Source organism: Acerihabitans sp., from assembly GCF_036398755.1.
Classification (GTDB): domain Bacteria; phylum Pseudomonadota; class Gammaproteobacteria; order Enterobacterales; family Enterobacteriaceae; genus Acerihabitans.
In genome coordinates, this window is the sequence record NZ_DASWOM010000115.1 from 46,180 (window position 1) to 63,955 (window position 17,776).

The 17,776-nt window shown below is 59.1% G+C and carries 12 protein-coding genes; 5 read left to right on the plus strand and 7 right to left on the minus strand.

The window, feature by feature from the left end; all coding sequences use genetic code 11:
* Window positions 1–64 precede the first annotated feature (64 nt).
* Together der and VGC33_RS19640 are read left to right on the plus strand one after the other, a co-directional pair.
* Complete coding sequence (der, locus tag VGC33_RS19635) at window positions 65–1,546, plus strand: ribosome biogenesis GTPase Der (RefSeq protein WP_331122467.1); 1,482 nt, start codon at window positions 65–67, stop codon at window positions 1,544–1,546.
* A gap of 64 nt (window positions 1,547–1,610) precedes the next feature.
* The gene (locus VGC33_RS19640) at window positions 1,611–1,832 is read left to right on the plus strand and encodes a zinc ribbon domain-containing protein (RefSeq protein WP_331122468.1); all 222 of its coding nucleotides are present in this window, start codon (window positions 1,611–1,613) and stop codon (window positions 1,830–1,832) included.
* Here VGC33_RS19640 and VGC33_RS19645 read toward each other — a convergent pair.
* From VGC33_RS19645 to mqo, 6 genes are all read right to left on the minus strand, one after another.
* The gene (locus VGC33_RS19645) at window positions 1,829–2,170 is read right to left on the minus strand and encodes a protealysin inhibitor emfourin (protein ID WP_331122469.1); all 342 of its coding nucleotides are present in this window, start codon (window positions 2,168–2,170) and stop codon (window positions 1,829–1,831) included. The two genes, VGC33_RS19640 and VGC33_RS19645, sit on opposite strands and share 4 nt — an antisense overlap.
* A gap of 90 nt (window positions 2,171–2,260) precedes the next feature.
* Window positions 2,261–3,295, minus strand: coding sequence for a M4 family metallopeptidase (locus VGC33_RS19650; RefSeq protein ID WP_331122470.1), 1,035 nt, complete (start codon window positions 3,293–3,295; stop codon window positions 2,261–2,263).
* Window positions 3,296–3,347: 52 nt separating this feature from the next.
* Window positions 3,348–5,120, minus strand: a complete 1,773-nt coding sequence (locus VGC33_RS19655) for an NEL-type E3 ubiquitin ligase domain-containing protein (protein WP_331122471.1) — start codon at window positions 5,118–5,120, stop codon at window positions 3,348–3,350.
* Window positions 5,121–5,581: 461 nt separating this feature from the next.
* Window positions 5,582–6,034 carry a GNAT family N-acetyltransferase gene (locus VGC33_RS19660; RefSeq protein ID WP_331122472.1) on the minus strand — a complete coding sequence of 151 codons (453 nt, stop codon included), beginning with the start codon at window positions 6,032–6,034 and terminating at the stop codon, window positions 5,582–5,584.
* Complete coding sequence (locus VGC33_RS19665; protein ID WP_331122473.1) at window positions 6,024–9,236, minus strand: beta-galactosidase; 3,213 nt, start codon at window positions 9,234–9,236, stop codon at window positions 6,024–6,026. The genes VGC33_RS19660 and VGC33_RS19665 overlap by 11 nt, the downstream gene beginning before the upstream one ends.
* Before the next feature lie 267 nt (window positions 9,237–9,503).
* Window positions 9,504–11,120 (minus strand): malate dehydrogenase (quinone), encoded by a 1,617-nt coding sequence (gene mqo, locus VGC33_RS19670; RefSeq protein ID WP_331122474.1) that lies wholly within the window; start codon window positions 11,118–11,120, stop codon window positions 9,504–9,506.
* Between the two features lie 582 nt (window positions 11,121–11,702).
* Here mqo and VGC33_RS19675 point away from each other — a divergent pair.
* On the plus strand, window positions 11,703–12,929 hold the full coding sequence (locus VGC33_RS19675) for an MFS transporter (protein ID WP_331122475.1): 1,227 nt from the start codon (window positions 11,703–11,705) through the stop codon (window positions 12,927–12,929).
* Between the two features lie 84 nt (window positions 12,930–13,013).
* Here the strand turns inward: VGC33_RS19675 and xseA are convergent, their stop codons facing one another.
* Window positions 13,014–14,459: an exodeoxyribonuclease VII large subunit gene (gene xseA, locus VGC33_RS19680; RefSeq protein ID WP_331122476.1), complete on the minus strand. Its 1,446-nt coding sequence runs from the start codon at window positions 14,457–14,459 to the stop codon at window positions 13,014–13,016.
* Between the two features lie 161 nt (window positions 14,460–14,620).
* Here xseA and guaB point away from each other — a divergent pair, with 161 nt between their 5' ends.
* Window positions 14,621–16,084, plus strand: a complete 1,464-nt coding sequence (gene guaB, locus VGC33_RS19685; protein WP_331122477.1) for an IMP dehydrogenase — start codon at window positions 14,621–14,623, stop codon at window positions 16,082–16,084.
* A gap of 80 nt (window positions 16,085–16,164) precedes the next feature.
* Window positions 16,165–17,742, plus strand: coding sequence for a glutamine-hydrolyzing GMP synthase (gene guaA, locus VGC33_RS19690; protein ID WP_331122478.1), 1,578 nt, complete (start codon window positions 16,165–16,167; stop codon window positions 17,740–17,742).
* Window positions 17,743–17,776 lie beyond the last annotated feature (34 nt).

Below are 17,776 nucleotides of genomic sequence, written 5' to 3' on the forward strand. Positions count from 1 at the left end.
TTGTCTTATATAATCAGCCTGAAGTAAGTGCTGAAATAGAAAATTACCTGATGAGGTTGTAACAATGATACCTGTCGTCGCGCTGGTCGGGCGCCCGAATGTGGGAAAATCCACCCTGTTTAATCGGTTAACGCATACCCGCGATGCGCTGGTGGCGGATTTTCCGGGGCTGACGCGTGACCGCAAGTATGGTCGTGCAGAATGGGAAGGCCATGAATATATCGTCGTTGATACCGGCGGTATCGACGGCACCGAGGATGGCGTGGAAACCCGGATGGCCGGGCAGTCGCTGGTGGCGATCGAGGAAGCGGACATCGTGCTGTTTCTGGTCGATGGTCGCGCCGGGCTGATGGCGGCGGATCAGGGGATCGCCAAACACCTGCGCAGCCGCCAAAAAACCACGGTGGTGGTCGCCAATAAAACCGACGGCATCGACGCCGAGAGCGCCGTGGGCGATTTTTATTCCCTCGGGCTGGGTGAAGTCTTCGCCATTGCCGCCTCCCATGGTCGCGGCGTGAACGCCCTGATGGAAGAGGTGATGCAGCCGCTGGTGGGAGAGAGTGACGCGGATCCGGAACCGGTCGAGTACCCCGGCATGGCGCCCTGGACCGAGGAGGATGAGGAAGACTACCAAATCCCCGAGGAAGAAGAAGAAGCGTTCGACCCGCAGTCCCTGCCGATCAAACTCGCCATCGTCGGGCGCCCCAACGTCGGCAAATCCACCCTGACCAACCGGATCCTGGGGGAAGATCGCGTGGTGGTCTACGATATGCCGGGCACCACCCGCGACAGTATCTATATCCCGATGGTGCGCGACGAGCGGGAATATATCCTGATCGATACCGCCGGGGTGCGCAAGCGCGGCAAGATTACCGAGACGGTGGAGAAATTCTCGGTGATAAAGACCCTGCGGGCGATTGAGGACGCCAACGTCGTGCTGCTGATTATCGATGCCCGCGAGGGGATTTCGGACCAGGATCTGTCGCTGCTGGGCTTTATCCTTAACAGCGGCCGATCGCTGGTGATCGCCGTCAATAAATGGGACGGCCTGACCCAGGAAACCAAGGACGAGGTCAAGGAAACCCTGGATATGCGCCTGGGCTTTATCGATTTTGCCCGGGTTCATTTTATTTCCGCTTTGCATGGCAGCGGCGTGGGCAATCTGTTCGAGTCGGTCAACGAGGCCTATCGCTGCTCCACCAAGCGCATCAGCACCGCGATGCTGACCAAGATCATGCAAATGGCGGTGGAAGAGCATCAGCCGCCGCTGGTGCGCGGGCGCCGGGTTAAACCGAAATATGCCCATGCCGGCGGTTATAATCCGCCTATCGTGGTGATCCACGGCACCCAGGTCAAAAACCTGCCGGATTCCTACAAACGCTACCTGATGAATTATTTCCGCCGCTCGCTGGAAATTATGGGCACGCCGATCCGCATCCAGTTCAACGAAGGGGAAAACCCGTTCGCCGGTAAGCACAACAAGCTGACGCCGAACCAGATGCGTAAACGCAAGCGGCTGATAAGCCACATCAAGAAAAGCAAATAGGCTTTTTATCCCGACCGGGCGCCAATCCGGCCGGGCCGCGCCAAGGGCAATCGGGGAGGAGACGATGACAGCGCTGTGTCCGGTGTGCGCCGGTCCGCTGCGGGCCGACGAAGAGAACCTGCTGTGTGAACATTGCCGGCGCCGCTTCCAGGCGCGGGCAATCTGTCCGGACTGCGGGCAGCCCCTGGATGTGCTCAAGGCCTGCGGCGCGGTGGATTATTTTTGCCCGCGCGGCGATGGCCTGATTTCCAAAAAAAGAGTGGACTGGCGGTGCGTCGCGCTTTAAACGGTGCCGTTTTTCCATAATATTTCCAGTTCCGGCGGCGCGCTGCTTTCCGGCACCTTGATTTCGGCTTGCGTCGCCTGCGCCTCGCCTTGCGGGTGGCCGACGATCAGGATCCGGTAGTACCGCTGATCGCCGCTGCCGGGCGTTCTGCTTTGTTCGCTGTGCTGGGCCAGCAACGCCACGCGGCCGACCAAACGGCATAAATGCTCCCGCTGCGCCGATGAGAGATCGCACAGGGCGAAACGCTGCAAAGCGGCAAGTTTAGGCATATACGCCACCCCCCCTTCGCGCGACAGTTCGATCACCGCATGCTCGTTTAATAAAGATAACAGATCCATCAGGCTTCTCCCGGCATTACGCCCACGCCTCATATTGCCAAACCACCGCCGCCGGCCGCGGCGGGTTTCTATCGGTCGGAGGATATGTCCTTATGATAATACACCTACCTCGCGCCAGGCGTGTTCCACCGCGTTGGCCTCTTTATCGGTAAAACGCTCGCCGGCGTGTTTAACGGTAAGGCGGGCGAAAGCGGCAAAGTCGGCGTTTTGTCTTAGATGACCATCGCACAGCGCGTTGTACCAGATGGCGCCGGCCTGTTCCCACGCATGGCCGCCCAGGGCTATCGCCGCCAGGTAAAACGCCCGGTTGGGGATGCCGGAATTGAGATGCACGCCGCCGTTGTCCTCGCGCGTGCGCACAAAAGCGGACATGTCGGCGGGCTGGGGATCCTTGCCGAGGACCGGGTCGTCATAGGCGCTGCCGGGCATGGCCATCGAGCGCAGTCCTTTGCCTTTGATGGCGGCGGCCAACAGACCGGCGCCGATAATCCAGTCGGCCTGTTCGGCGGTTTGTCCAAGGTGAAACTGTTTTACCAGCGAACCGAAGACATCCGATAGCGACTCATTAAGCGCGCCGGCCTGTTCAAAGTAGATCAAATTCGCCTCGGATTCCGTGACCCCATGAGTCAATTCGTGGGCCACCACGTCGATGGCGATGGTGAAACGGTTAAAAATTTCACCGTCGCCGTCGCCAAATATCATTTGCTCGCCGTTCCAGAACGCATTTTGGTAATCAGTGCCGTAGTGCACGGTGCCGGCCAGCGGCAACCCTTTGGCGTCCAGCGAGTTGCGTTGGAACACCCGCCAGTAAAAATCATAGGTCACGCCAAGGTAATCGTAGGCTTCATTGACCGCGACGTCGGCGCCCGCCGCCTGTCCTTCCTTCCGCACCAGCTTGCCGGGCAGGGTGGTGGCGTTCTGCGCGTCATAGATGGCGCGTTCCACCACGCCCGCCGCGGCCGCCGACGGATATCGGGCCGCCACCGGGTTATGCCCCATCAGGCTATGGACATGGCTCAGGGTATGCCGGGCATACTGACGCTGGTGTTCGCTGCCCTTTTCGATAATGCGGCGCAGTATATAGGGTGGGATGACACTGTAATAACGTTGGCGTGGCTTTTCCAATTTAACCCCCTACCAATAATTAGCATTCTATTAAAGTATAGGGGATATTGGGCTATTGCGGCCAAAACGGCTCGATAAGCGCCAACTGCCGGCGGTCGCCGAGTAACTGCCGCAGCAGGGGCAGCCGGCACTCGGTTTCGATTTCGTCGATAACGGTTTTACCGAGCTGGACGGCGGCATCGTCGGCGAGCGGCGCGTCCGGCCGCAGGGCCAGCTCGGCCAGCCGGCTTTGCAACCGTTGTTGATACGTGTTTTCCAGCGTCTCTTCGCGCCTGGCCAGCATTTGCGCATAACCCGTCGGGTCCATCCGGTTCATGACCCCATCCCACGGCGACCAGCGCAACAGCCACGGCACGAACTCACTGTTTTCCTCTTGTTTTACCTCGAGCTCGGCGCTATCAATATCTTTTCGTCGCAGTTCCGACAGATAATAAAACCGTATGCGATTGATGCGCGAGTTGAGCGCCAGGCGTTTATTGAGCTTGACCAGATATGCGAGATAAACTTCAACCGCGTCGCTTTGAGGATAGGCATTGATCCTGCTGACGGCGATATGTTGCAATTTTTCCTGGCGATAGATAACCCGGCCGCGCGTAACCAACGCCGGCAGATCTTTATCGTACACGCCTTGTTCAATATTAAAAACCAACTCACCCTTTTCAATTTCTTTTAAGGTCAGCGTAATACGGTCTTCACAGGTTGTGGCGGCCTCCTGCGCCACCGACATCGCCTGATGGAGAAGCGCGGGCTTGTGGGTCCATTGATCCAACCGGGCGCGCATATAGGACCGGAAGCCCGGAATAACTTTTTCATGAATGGACCCGACCAGATAATGTAAAAATTTTGTCAATGCTATGCTGGAATCAACGTTATTGCGGGCTATTACGTTCCAGGCGCGACGTACGCCGGCCCGGCGCGCGGGCGGATACCAATAGGCCGCCGCTTCCGCCAGGGCGGGATGTGGCGTCGGGTGATTATAATGTACCGGATTAATGATAAACCGCGGTCCCCGGCGACCGGATGAGGCAATAAAGGCGTCAAACCCATGCCTGAGGCGGTTGACGATAAAATTACTTTCCACCACGATATTGCACTGGGCCGGCAGATGCCAGATATTGCTGGAAATCGGCCGTAAAGACGTGCGGCTTATATCCAATAACCGCAGCGCGGTGAATCTCCGCGGGTCGGCGAGGGTCAGTTCATTAATAGGATTATTACTGATGTTAAGGTCGACAAGCGTACCGGGCAGATTTTCGGGCATCACCGTTAATCGATTATTGCTAAGATTAAGCGTTTTCAGCCTCGGCGGCCAAAGAGAAGGGCCGCGTATGAGCATATTCCGAGCCAGATTCAGCGAATTAATCCCTGCAGGCAGGGTGGCCGGCGGCTGTGACAGTATATTTTCCGTCACCTCAAGAACGCATAATCCGGCGGGAAGCCTGGCAGGCCACTCATCCAAATCGTTGCGGCTCACCGACAGCACCTGGAGGGAATCGGGCAGCGTATCAGGTAATTGGGTAAGCTGATTATTGTTCGCGTAAAGTCGGGTAAGCGATTTGGGTAGATTGCCGGATAACGCGCTCAGCTGATTAATCGAAACATTTAATTCCTGAAGATTATCCGGCATGATTTCTGGCAGCTGTGTTAACCAGTTTTGCTCAGCGGAAATAAGGGTCAAATCCGCCGGCAGCCTATCCGGCAGGTCGGTAAGCTGATTTTTATCCACGTTAAGAACCGAAATAAAGGGCGGCAGGTATTCCGGCAGTTCCGTTAAATTCAGCCCGGACAGATCTAATGTGGCTGCTCGCCGTTGCAAACAGTCCATCAAACGCAAATATGCCGTTTCTCGATCTTCATTGCTTCCGTCGACATAGATTAATTTCCAGGCTAACCACTGAGAAATAAGCGTTTGATAAAGAGTCAATACCGCATCCGGGGCGGAATCGAGGGGTTCTCTATGCGCAAGGGGTTTAGTGACAGCGTCCAAATTTTATTCCTTATTTGCAATGTGCAAAGAATCAATCCATTACTGCTAAGTAAACGGCTTTTGTTTAAGCTTATTCTTTAAATTACAAAAAAAATGGAATGGGTTTAGGGATAGCAAGGGTGGTTGAGCGAAGGTGTAGTAAATAAGATAATAACGATTGGACAGTATCGAGCAGACAAGGTGACGGCATCAAACCGCGATGGGCCATGGCGGCGGGAGCAGCGGCTCGGCGTCCCGGTTTTAGCGGGAGGGAAGGGCCGTGCCATGTGAGCCGGCTCTTCCCGCCGCAGCCGCAGGCGTCAGCGCTGATATTTGATAAAATCAGTCTTGCGGGCCACCTTATCATACAGTTTCATGGCGGTAAGGTTAGTGGTTTGCGTCGTCCAATATACATTGGCCATGCCGTGGCGGTCCGCATGGGCATACACCTGTTCAATCAACCTCCGCCCCGCGCCTTTGCCGCGCGCCGATTCGTCGACATACAGGTCCTGGAGGTAAACCACCTTCTGCTGATACCAGCCGTGGTCGTGCACAATACAATTGACCAGGCCGATCAGATGTCCCTGCTGGCGCGCCACATAGGCAAACATGTCGGGGTAGTCCGGGTCCAGCAGGCGCGCGAAAGTATGCTGGTACAGCGCGTCGTCGCGGATGGTGGAATAAAAACTTAAATAGCGGCGCCAGAGGAATTTCCATTCCTCTTTGTCTTCAAGCGTAATGGGATGGATAACTATCTTGGTTTCATCGTTCATGGGCACCTCCCCGGTCCGGTATGGTCGAGGTTGATACCGACGTTAGCGATAAAAGTGCCGCGCTGTCAATGGGTACCCGCCGCCAACGTAAAGTGTAATCATATTCCCGTTCGCGCAGCAGATATTCTGTATGCACGCTCGGGCTCCATGAGTCATCGCCGCCCACTCCCATATGGCGAGCGTCCAGATGCAGCCACAGACCCGGCTCGGGGCGCATTTGATGCCAATGAGTGGTCCGGGCGAGCTGCGCGGTGCCGTAGGGACTAAGGGAAAAATGGAAATTCCCCTCAATATGCCAGTCGCCGAAGGCCACTTCCCGGGTAAAACAGCGCAGGCCGTTTTCCACCGGGAAAATATAGGGCGTATACATCTCCTCCAGCGGCAGGCGCCAGCGGGAAAACTGCGCCGAGGCCAGGCGGTCGGGATAGTTTTCATGCGGCCCCAGCCCCAGCCAGCCGACTTCCCGCGCGTCGGTGGCGAGTTGGCATGCCGCTCCCACGCGCGCCAGGGGCGGCAAGGACGGGGAAACCGTCACCCGGATAACGTTTTCCATTTGGCCGGTGTTGTCGATGGTGGTATGCCAATGGCTTTGCAACAGCAGGCGATCCTGATGGAAATAGCCGTGCACCGCCCGGAACACCACCCGATCGGCCAGTTGATCGACGCTAAGCCCCAGGCAACGGTGCTCAAGATCAAACAGGCCGGCGGCGCGCCAGCGCTCCACCCAGGCGTTGGGATCGACGCTGTCCGCTTCGCTGATGCCGATATCGTTATCCAGCGGCGCGCGGATAAACTGATCGGTCAAGGGGCTGAGCAGCCCCGGCGTGTCGCCGAGATACCACTGGGTTAACAGGCCGCGCTGTTTATCCACCAGCCAGCGCTGCTCTTGATGGCTGACGATATACTCACGGGCGTTTTCATCGAGCCTCGGCTGTTCGCCGGCGGTCTCGGCGCCATCGGGGCCGATGGGCGCCATATCTCCGCCGTCCAGTCGCCATTGCTCCCAGGCAACCTGATGCCCGGCGGGCGACCAGGGGGTGGCGGCGGGCTGCTCGACGCTCACGCGCAGATACAGCGCGCCCGCGTTTGGCGCCCGCGGCGGACCATCACATAACGTCGCCACGGTGTGTTGGCCGGGCGCCAGCCGCAGCGGCGTCTCGCCGTTTACCAGTAAACGGCCGTCGCACTCAATCCGCCAGCGCAGCAGCTCGTTATCGCTGGTCCGGAACAGATACTCACTGGTGATGGCTATCCGCAGCGGCCGGGTATCCAGCAGGTGGAACTGGAAGAACTGCTGCTGGTGTTTCGCCTCCATCAGGGACGGATGCGGGGTGCGGTCGGGAAACACCAGGCCGTTAAGGCAAAACTGGCGATCGTTGGGAGTATCGCCAAAATCGCCGCCGTAGGCCCAGAAGGTCCGGCCTTCTTCGTCCACGCGCTCAAGCGCCTGATCGGCCCAATCCCAGATAAAACCGCCCTGCAGGCGCGGATGCTGGCGGAAGGCCCGCCAATACGCGGCGAAACCGCCCAGGCTGTTGCCCATGGCATGGGCATATTCGCATAAAATCAGCGGACGCTGCTCGCCGGGCAGGCCGATCCATTTTTTTATCGACCATTTCGGTACCGCCGGGAACGGTTGATCTTCATCCACCCGCGCATACATCGGGCAGAGGATATCGGTGGCGCGGGTATCGGCGCCGCCCCCTTCGTACTGCACCGGCCGGCCGGGATCCTGGGCTTTCACCCACTGATACAGGGCGTCGTGAGTGGCGCCATGGCCGGACTCGTTACCCAGCGACCAGATGATAATGCTGGCGTGGTTGCCGTTGCACTGCACCATGCGCGTGACCCGTTCGCTGAATGCCGGAAACCAGACCGGATCGTCCGCCAGCCGGCTCATGGGTTCCATGCCGTGCGTCTCGATATTGGCCTCATCCACCACATACAGGCCATAGCGATCGCATAATCGATACCACAGCGGATGGTTGGGATAATGCGAACAGCGCACCGCGTTAAAATTATTCTGTTTTAGCAACAGGATATCGCGGCGCATCGTTTCTTCGTCCATCACCTGGCCGTGGACCGGATGATGTTCATGGCGGTTAACGCCGCGGATAAGCAAGGGCTGGCCGTTAAGGCGCAGCAGGCCGTCGCGCACCTCCACCTGGCGAAAGCCCACGTCATAGGCCTCGGCTTCCACCAGGGCGCCCCGGCCGTCGCGCAGCGTCACCACCGCCCGGTACAACACCGGCGTTTCGGCGCTCCACAGGCGCGGCGCGGCGACCGGCAGCGCCAGCTTCACCCGTTCCGGATAGCGGCCGCGCTCGTCGATGATCTCGGACCCGAGCGGGGATTGCTGCGCCGCAACGCGCTGTTCGCCATACCAAAGGGCCACCTCGACGCCATAGCCGACGCCGCAGTCGGCCTGAGGCGTGATAGCGACGCTCACCTCAAGCACCGCGTCATGAAACAGCGCATCCAGCCGTGTACGGATACGGATATCGGTAAAACCCACCGCGGGCTTGCGCAGCAGGCATACCGAACGGAATATTCCGCTCATGCGCCACATATCCTGATCTTCCAGATAACTGCCGTCGCACCAGCGCAGCACCAACACACAAAGCCGGTTACGGCCAGGGCGCAGATAGCCGTCCAGGTCAAATTCCGCCGGCAGGCGACTGTCCTGCGAATATCCCACCCAGCGTCCGTTGCACCACAGATAAAATGCCGAGTTAACGCCGTTGAAAATAATCCGCGTCGGGTCCCGGCCGGCCCAGTCCTGCGGCAGCAGAATATCCCGTGAATAGCAGCCGGTGGGATTATCCTCGGGCACAAAGGGCGGATTCACCGGGATAGGGTATTTGACATTGGTATAAATGGGCCGGTCGTAACCGGCGGTTTGCCAGTTCGATGGCACGGTCATGGGCTGCGCGTCGGGCAGATCGCCTTCCAGCCAGCTTTCCGGCACCGCTTGCGGGCGCGGGAAGTAGCTGAATCGCCATTCGCCGTCCAGGGAGATCCGTTGTCCACTGTCCGCGTCCAGGCGCGCCTGCTCCCCGTCCCGCCAGCTATTGAACGGCGGATGGGCCGGCAGCCGGCGATAATGGGTCACGCCGGGATTTTGCCAATCCCCGCGCGCCAGCACCACCGCAAGCGAGGAGAGGGATGGCGGGCTGTTTTCATGTGTCGGGGACAGGGGCATGGCATACCTTCCATATTGTGGTTTATGCCCGGGCGTCTGTGGCGGTTATGCCGTGGCCGGCGGGAAAAGCCTGTATTTTGTGGACATAGTATTTCAGTTAAATGCCAATGTATACGCCATCGCCACGCGGCGGTTGGCAAGATCCGGCGTCGCCCGCATCCCGGGGCCGGCGCGCGGTGCGGTTGTGGAGACTGGCGGGAAAAAGATGACCGGCGAACCGCCGGGCGCAAGGGGGCGACCGGCGATCAGCCGGCCGCGGCGTGAGGACTAGATGGCTTTGGGCAGCGTGTTCCACCGGCCTGCCGACCCGGCGCCGCCCTGGGTCGCTTCGACGCAGGCCAGCTGCAGGATCTCGCTGGTATAGGCGCGTATCTTATTGGTCATGTCGACGCTGCCGTCGAGCGGACTCCCATAGGACGGGATCATTTCCTGTAATTTGGCGCGCCAGGCGGGGGAGGCCGCCTGCTGTTTAAACATGCTCTCAATCAGCTGCAGCATAATCGGCGCGGCGGTTGAGGCGCCGGGAGACGCGCCAAGCAGCGCCGACAGGCTACCGTCCGCCGAGCTGACCACCTCGGTGCCGAACTGCAGTATGCCGCCTTTTTTGGCGTCTTTTTTGATGATCTGCACCCGCTGGCCGGCGTCGGTCAGTTGCCAATCCTCAAGCCGCGCCTCGGGATAATATTCCTTCAGCGCCGCCAGCCGTTTTTTATCCGACATAAACGATTGGCTCACCAGATACCCCAGCAGGCCGAAATTATCCAGGCCGACGCGGATCATCGGCATCAGGTTTTGCCAGGTCAGCGATCCGAACAGATCGAACCAGGAGCCACGTTTAAGAAATTTACTGCTGAAGGTGGCATATGGGCCGAACAACAGGGTTCTCTCGCCGTCCAGCATACGGGTATCGATATGCGGCACCGACATGGGCGGCGCGCCGACCGACGCCTTGCCGTAGACTTTCGCCAGATGGCCGTTGACCACCTCGGGCCGGGTGGTCACCAGGAACTTGCCGCCCACCGGGAAACCGGCATAACCCCGTGCTTCGGGAATGCCTGATTTTTGCAGCAGCGTCAGCGACGCGCCGCCGGCGCCGATAAAGATATGACGCGCGCGCACCGAGCTTTGTTTGCCGTTATTGTTCAGGTCGGCGACTTTTACCGTCCAGGTATTGTCAGCGTTGCGGCTGATGTCCAGCACGTCGTGCCGAAGGCGCAGGTTAACGTTCGGACGCCGCTCGAGCGCCGTGAGCATCTGGCGGGTGAGTTCACCAAAGTTAACGTCGGTGCCCATGGTCATGCGGGTGGCCGCCACTTTTTGAAACGTGTCGCGCCCCGCCATGATCATCGGCGCCCATTGCCTGATTTTGTGGCTGTCCTCGGTATATTCCATGCCCTGGAATAAGGTACTTCCCTGCAGTGCGGCATAACGTTTGCGCAGGTAATTAACGTTTTCTTCTCCCCAGACAAAGCTCATATGGGGAACGTTATTAATGAAGGATTCGGGCGCGCCGAGAATATTATTCTTCACCAGATAAGCCCAGAATTGCCGGGATATTTCGTATGATTCGTTCACCGCCACCGCTTTGGTGATATCAATCGAGCCGTCGGCCATTTCCGGGGTGTAATTCAACTCGCAGTACGCCGCATGGCCGGTGCCGGCATTATTCCAGCCATTGGAGCTTTCCTCCGCGGTCTTATCCAGACGCTCGTACATATTGATGGTCCAGTCTGGCTCAAGTTCCTTAAGGTAGGTGCCAAGCGTAGCGCTCATGACTCCACCGCCGATCAGGACAACATCCACCGGGGCGTTATTCGCAGCCGTTTGCCGTTGGGGCGATGCCAACGCATTCATGCAAAGGGATGCGATGAAATGCTCTTTCATGCGCAAAGTCTCTATTTAAGAAAATTAAGTATACCGCAGGGCAATATTATTGAGGTTGATTTGAGCCCAATACTGTCTGCTTAGCGTTTTTGATTCTATTAGTCGCCAACGGGTAAGTAAACCAAAAAGTGATGTTATCGACTGGTTAAGATACATTAAGCTTATGGTTTGTAACCCTTTGATAAAAATTGAGATCAAGGATAAAAACAATTTTTATTTACTTTTCATTAACAAATGCTTACTCTCTTTTTATGGCGGTGAAAAAGACATTTTCAGCGTAATCGGCGATGGTTTAACCCTGGCGCAGCCGGATCCTCTTTATTCCGGAGATAATTAGCAGCTCGTCATTTCGCTATATTTTTTGAAGCGGCAGAAGTTGTTTTCATACCGGCTGGATTGATATTATTTTTGCTACTCAAGGGAAATGCCGCCACACAAGGTTAATTAATACTGCCGTTTTTTCCTGAATATCGACTTGGGCCAGCGCCCGAGCGGCGGCACATTTTCCCCGGATCGACGCAGGGTTGAGATTAGAAAACATTTTCCGGCCGGGCCTCGGCCTTCACAGATCTCAGGATGGATATGACAATCACCACGACGGACCCGGCTGACGGCAGCCGCTACTGGCAACGAAATCTGCTGGTCTGCGTCTTCGGCTCGTTTACCACCATTATCGCCATGACCCTGCTGCTGCCGTTCCTGCCCTTGTACGTCGAGCAACTGGGCGTAACGGATCATGCCGCCATCGGCCTGTGGTCCGGCCTGGCCTATGGCGCCACCTTTTTCAGCGCGGCGCTGACCGCGCCGTTGTGGGGACGCCTGGGGGATCGTTATGGGCGCAAGCTGATGCTTATCCGCGCCAGCCTGGGCATGGCGGTCGCCATGACGCTGCTGGGCATGGCGCACAGCGTCTGGCAACTGGTGGCGCTGCGGCTGCTGGCCGGCCTGCTGGGGGGCTATGCATCGGGTTCCATGATACTGGTGGCGACCCAAACCCCCAAGGCGCGCACCGGCTGGGCGCTGGGCGTACTGTCCTCCGGCATTATGGCCGGTAATTTTATCGGTCCGCTGGTTGGCGGCATCCTGCCGCCGCTTATCGGCATTCGCGCTACTTTCATGGTGGCCGGCGCGACGATTTTCATCTCCTTCCTGGCCACCACGTTTTTACTGCGCGAGGAGCCGGGCGCCGCCATTCGGCGCAAACAGGAGATTATGCCCGCCACCGCCACCGGCGCCGGCCTTAGCCGGCCGGTGCTGGCGATGCTGATTACCGGCACGCTGCTGATGGTGGCCAATATGTCCATTGAGCCGATTATTACCCTGTATGTGGCGCAACTGGTGGAGTCGCGCCAGGTCACCTTTGTCGCCGGGCTGGTGATGGCCAGCGCGGCGCTGGGCAGCATAGTCTCGGCATCCTGGCTCGGCAAACTGGCCGACCGCAACGGGCCGTGGACGGTGATTATCGGTTGCCTGCTGGCGGCGGGGTTATTGCTTATCCCGCAGGCCCTGGTGACCCGCGGCTGGCAACTGGTGGCGCTGCGCTTTTTTATGGGCGTGGCGCTGGGCGGACTGCTGCCCTGTATCGCCAGCGTCATCCGTCACAATGTGCCGGACAAGATTGCCGGCAGGATGCTGGGTTATTCCACCTCGGCGCAATATGTCGGCCAGGTGGCGGGGCCGTTGCTGGGGGGATTTATCGGCGGGCATTTTGGCATGCGGCCGGTGTTTTTCGGCACCTGCGCCCTGCTGGTGATTGGCGCGGGCTATAACGCCTTTGCCCGCCTGGCGTCCGCGCGCGCAGATAAGTGACCGGCAAATCGGGTGCCGGTAAGCGGGCCAAAACCTAACGCGGGAGGCGTTCGCCTGGCACCGGGGAAAGGTGGCTCCTGGGCGTTATTTCGCTGCCTTAGCGCTGCGTTTTGGCGTGGCGGCGGCGGGCGAAACGCTCAGCACCCGGCTTTCCACCCGTCCATCCTCCAGTCGGGTGGAGAGAATATCACCGGTCTTCACCTGCCGGGCCTGCTTAACCAGCGCGCCCTGGGTATCGGTGGTAACGCTGAACCCGCGCGCCAGGGTTTTCAGCGGACTGACCGCCTCGAGCTGGGAGCACAGCATGCCGAAGGTGCGCTGATCGCCGCTTAGCTGCCGCGTCATGCCCTGCGCCAGCCGGTAGCGCAGCGCCTGTATCCGCCCTTGCTGGTTCAGCCGATCGCCGATCGCCTGGCGCAGCCGGTAGCCTAAGGACTGTAAGCGCTGCTGCGCGCGATTAATGCGCGGCAGCGGCGCCTGCTGGCCCAGGCGCTGCCGCAAGCGTTCCTGGCGACGCTGCGCCTGGCGCAACTGCCCCTGCAAACTGTCGTCCAGCCGGCGGCGCAGTGTTATCAGCGCGGTTTGCTGGCGCGCCAGGCGCAGATGGGGATGCTGCTGTTGCAGGCGGTGCTGCATCCGGGTCAGGACCTGCTGGCGCTGCGCCATAAAATAGTCCATCGCCATTTCCAGGCGCTGCTGCTGCGATTGCAGCTGTCGCGCCAGCTCCAGCTGGTTACGGCTGACCAGCTCCGCCGCCGCCGACGGGGTGGGGGCGCGCAGGTCGGCGACGAAATCGGCAATGGTCACATCGGTTTCATGACCGACCGCGCTCACCACCGGCAGGCGGCTGGCAAAAATCGCCCGCGCCACCCGCTCGTCGTTAAAGCTCCATAAATCTTCCAGCGAGCCGCCGCCGCGGCCGACGATCAGCACGTCGCACTCGCCGCGCCGGTTGGCGGCCTCGATGGCGCGCACGATCTGCGCCGGCGCGTCCTGGCCCTGAACCTGGGTGGGATAGATAACCACCGGTAAAGAGGGATCCCGTCGCCGGAGAATATTAAGGATATCGTGCAGCGCCGCGCCGCTGGCGGAGGTTATCACGCCGACCCGGCGGGCGGGGCTGGGCAACGGCTGCTTATGGCCGCTGTCAAACAGGCCTTCGGCGGACAGGCGCTGCTTCAACTGCTCGAACTGCTGCTGCAGCTGGCCGTCGCCGGCGGGCTGCATGCTCTCGGTCACCAGCTGATATTCGCCGCGCGGTTCATACAGCGTCAGCGCCGCCCGCACCAGCACCTGCTGGCCGTTGCGCGGCGTAAAGGTCACCCGCCGGTTGCTGTTGCGAAACATGGCGCAGCGCACCTGGGCGCGATCGTCTTTCAGGGTAAAATACCAATGACCGGAGGCGGGCTGCGAGAAGTTGGAGATCTCGCCGGTAAGCCAGACCTGGCCCATTTCGCCTTCCAGCAGTTCGCGCACCGTCTGGTTAAGACGGGAGACGGTAAAAATCAGTGCGGTGGGAGGTGAAGACATGTGAGCCAGATCAACTTCCATAAATAAGGGTTAATCGATTGATATTACTTATCCCCCGGCGCATATCAAGCATTTTTTTTAAAAAGTGCTGGAGGCAACCGGTTACGTTCTGTATAATGCCACGGCAATATTTTATACATTCACCCTGGTGAGATATTGCTATGTTACGTATCGCAAAAGAAGCTCTAACGTTCGACGATCTCCTGCTGTTACCCGCACATTCCACGGTGTTACCCAACACGGCCGAACTCGGCACGCAACTGACGAAAAAAATACGCCTGAATATTCCCCTGCTTTCCGCCGCCATGGATACCGTGACCGAAGCGCCGCTGGCCATCGCCCTGGCCCAGGAAGGCGGTATCGGTTTTATCCATAAGAATATGCCCATCGAACGCCAGGCCGACGAGGTCAGGCGGGTGAAACAGCATGAAAGCGGCGTGGTCACCGACCCCAAGACGGTAACGCCCGCCACCACCTTATCCCAGGTTAAGGAAATGACCGCCCGCTATGGTTTCGCCGGTTACCCGGTGGTGACGGACGACAACGAACTGGTGGGCATCATCACCGGGCGCGACGTGCGTTTCGTTACTGATTTAAACCAGCCGGTAACGGCGGTCATGACGCCGAAAGAGCGCCTGGTCACGGTAAAAGAAGGCGAGGCGCGCGAAGTCGTGCTGCAAAAGATGCATGAAAAGCGCGTGGAAAAAGCGCTGGTGGTGGACGCGCATTTCCATTTGCTCGGCATGATAACCGTCAAGGATTTCCAGAAGGCCGAGCGCAAGCCCAACGCCTGTAAGGACGAACACGGTCGCCTGCGCGTCGGCGCGGCGGTCGGCGCCGGCGCCGGCAACGAGGAGCGTATCGATGCGCTGGTGGCCGCCGGCGTCGACGTATTGCTTATCGACTCTTCCCACGGCCACTCCGAAGGCGTATTGCAGCGTATCCGCGATACCCGCGCCAAATATCCCGACCTGCAGATTATCGGCGGCAATATCGCCACCGCTTCCGGCGCCATTGCGCTGGTCGAGGCCGGCGTAAGCGCGGTGAAAGTGGGGATCGGCCCAGGCTCCATCTGCACCACCCGGATTGTCACCGGTGTGGGCGTGCCGCAAATCACCGCCATCTCCGACGCCGTTGAAGCGCTGGAAGGCACCGGCATCCCGGTTATCGCCGACGGCGGCATCCGCTTTTCCGGTGATATCGCCAAGGCCATCGCCGCCGGCGCCTCCTGCGTGATGGTCGGCTCGCTGCTGGCCGGCACCGAAGAATCCCCCGGCGAAATCGAACTCTACCAGGGCCGTTCGTTTAAATCCTATCGCGGCATGGGGTCGCTTGGCGCCATGTCCAAAGGCTCCTCGGACCGGTATTTCCAGACCGACAACGCCGCCGACAAACTGGTGCCGGAAGGCATCGAAGGCCGCGTGGCGTATAAAGGCCGCCTGAAGGAAATTGTCCACCAGCAAATGGGCGGGCTGCGCTCCTGTATGGGCCTGACCGGCTGTGCTACCATCGACGAGCTGCGCACCAAGGCTGAATTTGTGCGTATCAGCGGCGCGGGTATCCAGGAAAGCCATGTCCACGACGTCGCCATCACCAAAGAATCACCGAACTACCGCATGGGTTAAGCGCCCGTCAATTTTTTTATTCGTCCCGGCCGCGGCCGGGACGTATTTTATTTGATATCCGCTTCTGGAATACGCCTTCTATGACAGACAATATTCATCAACATCGCATCCTGATCCTGGACTTCGGCTCACAGTATACCCAGCTTATCGCCCGCCGCGTCCGTGAGCTTGGCGTCTATTGCGAACTCTGGGCCTGGGACGTGACCGAGGCGCAGATCCGCGCTTTCGCGCCCAGCGGCATTATTCTCTCCGGCGGCCCGGAAAGCACCACGGAGCAGGACAGCCCCATCGCCCCGGAATACGTATACCAGGCCGGCGTGCCGGTGTTGGGCGTGTGCTACGGCATGCAGACCATGGCCATGCAGCTGGGTGGCAAGGTTGAAGGCTCTAACGAACGTGAATTCGGCTATGCGCAGGTTGAAGTTGGCGTGCAGAGCGCGCTGACCCGTGACATCGAAGACTCGCTGAGCGCGGAAGGCAAGCCGCTGATGGACGTCTGGATGAGCCACGGCGACAAAGTTTCCGCTATCCCGGCGGACTTCGTGACCGTTGCCAGCACCGCGACCTGCCCGTTTGCAATTATCGCTAACGAAGAGAAGCGTCTGTACGGCGTTCAGTTCCACCCGGAAGTGACCCACACTCGCCAGGGCCTGCGCCTGCTGGAGCGCTTCGTGCGCGATATCTGCGAGTGCGAAGCGCTGTGGACCCCGGCAAAAATCATCGAGGACACCGTTGAGCGTCTGCGTGAGCAGGTGGGCAACGACAAGGTTATTCTTGGCCTGTCCGGCGGCGTGGACTCTTCCGTTACCGCGATGCTGCTGCATCGCGCGATTGGCGACCGCCTGACCTGCGTATTTGTGGATAACGGCCTGCTGCGCTTGAACGAGGCCGCGCAGGTGATGGACATGTTCGGCGACCACTTTGGCCTGAACATCATCCACGTTCCGGCCGAAGCTCGCTTCCTGGACGCGCTGGCAGGCATCGACGAACCTGAAGCGAAGCGTAAGACTATTGGTCGCGTTTTCGTGGAAGTATTTGACGAGCAGGCGACAACGTTGCAGGACGTGAAGTGGCTGGCGCAGGGCACCATTTATCCTGACGTGATTGAGTCTGCCGCTTCTGCCACAGGTAAAGCGCACGTGATCAAATCCCACCACAACGTGGGCGGCCTGCCGAAAGAGATGAAGCTGGGGCTGGTTGAGCCGCTGAAAGAGCTGTTCAAGGACGAAGTGCGTAAGATTGGCCTCGAGTTAGGTCTGCCTCACGACATGCTGTTCCGTCACCCGTTCCCGGGGCCAGGCCTGGGCGTTCGCGTGCTGGGCGAAGTGAAGAAAGAGTACTGCGACCTGCTGCGCCGTGCGGATGCGATCTTCATTGAGGAACTGCATAAAGCCGAGCTGTACAATAAGGTAAGCCAGGCGTTTACCGTGTTCCTGCCGGTGCGTTCCGTCGGGGTGATGGGTGATGGCCGTAAATACGACTGGGTGGTTTCACTGCGTGCCGTAGAGACCATCGACTTTATGACCGCGCACTGGGCGCACCTGCCTTATGAGTTCCTGGGCCGCGTCTCTAACCGCATCATCAACGAAATCGACGGTATCTCCCGCGTGGTTTACGATATTTCCGGTAAGCCACCGGCTACGATTGAGTGGGAATGATTTCGCGTCTGGCAACAGCCTGCATGGATAAGCA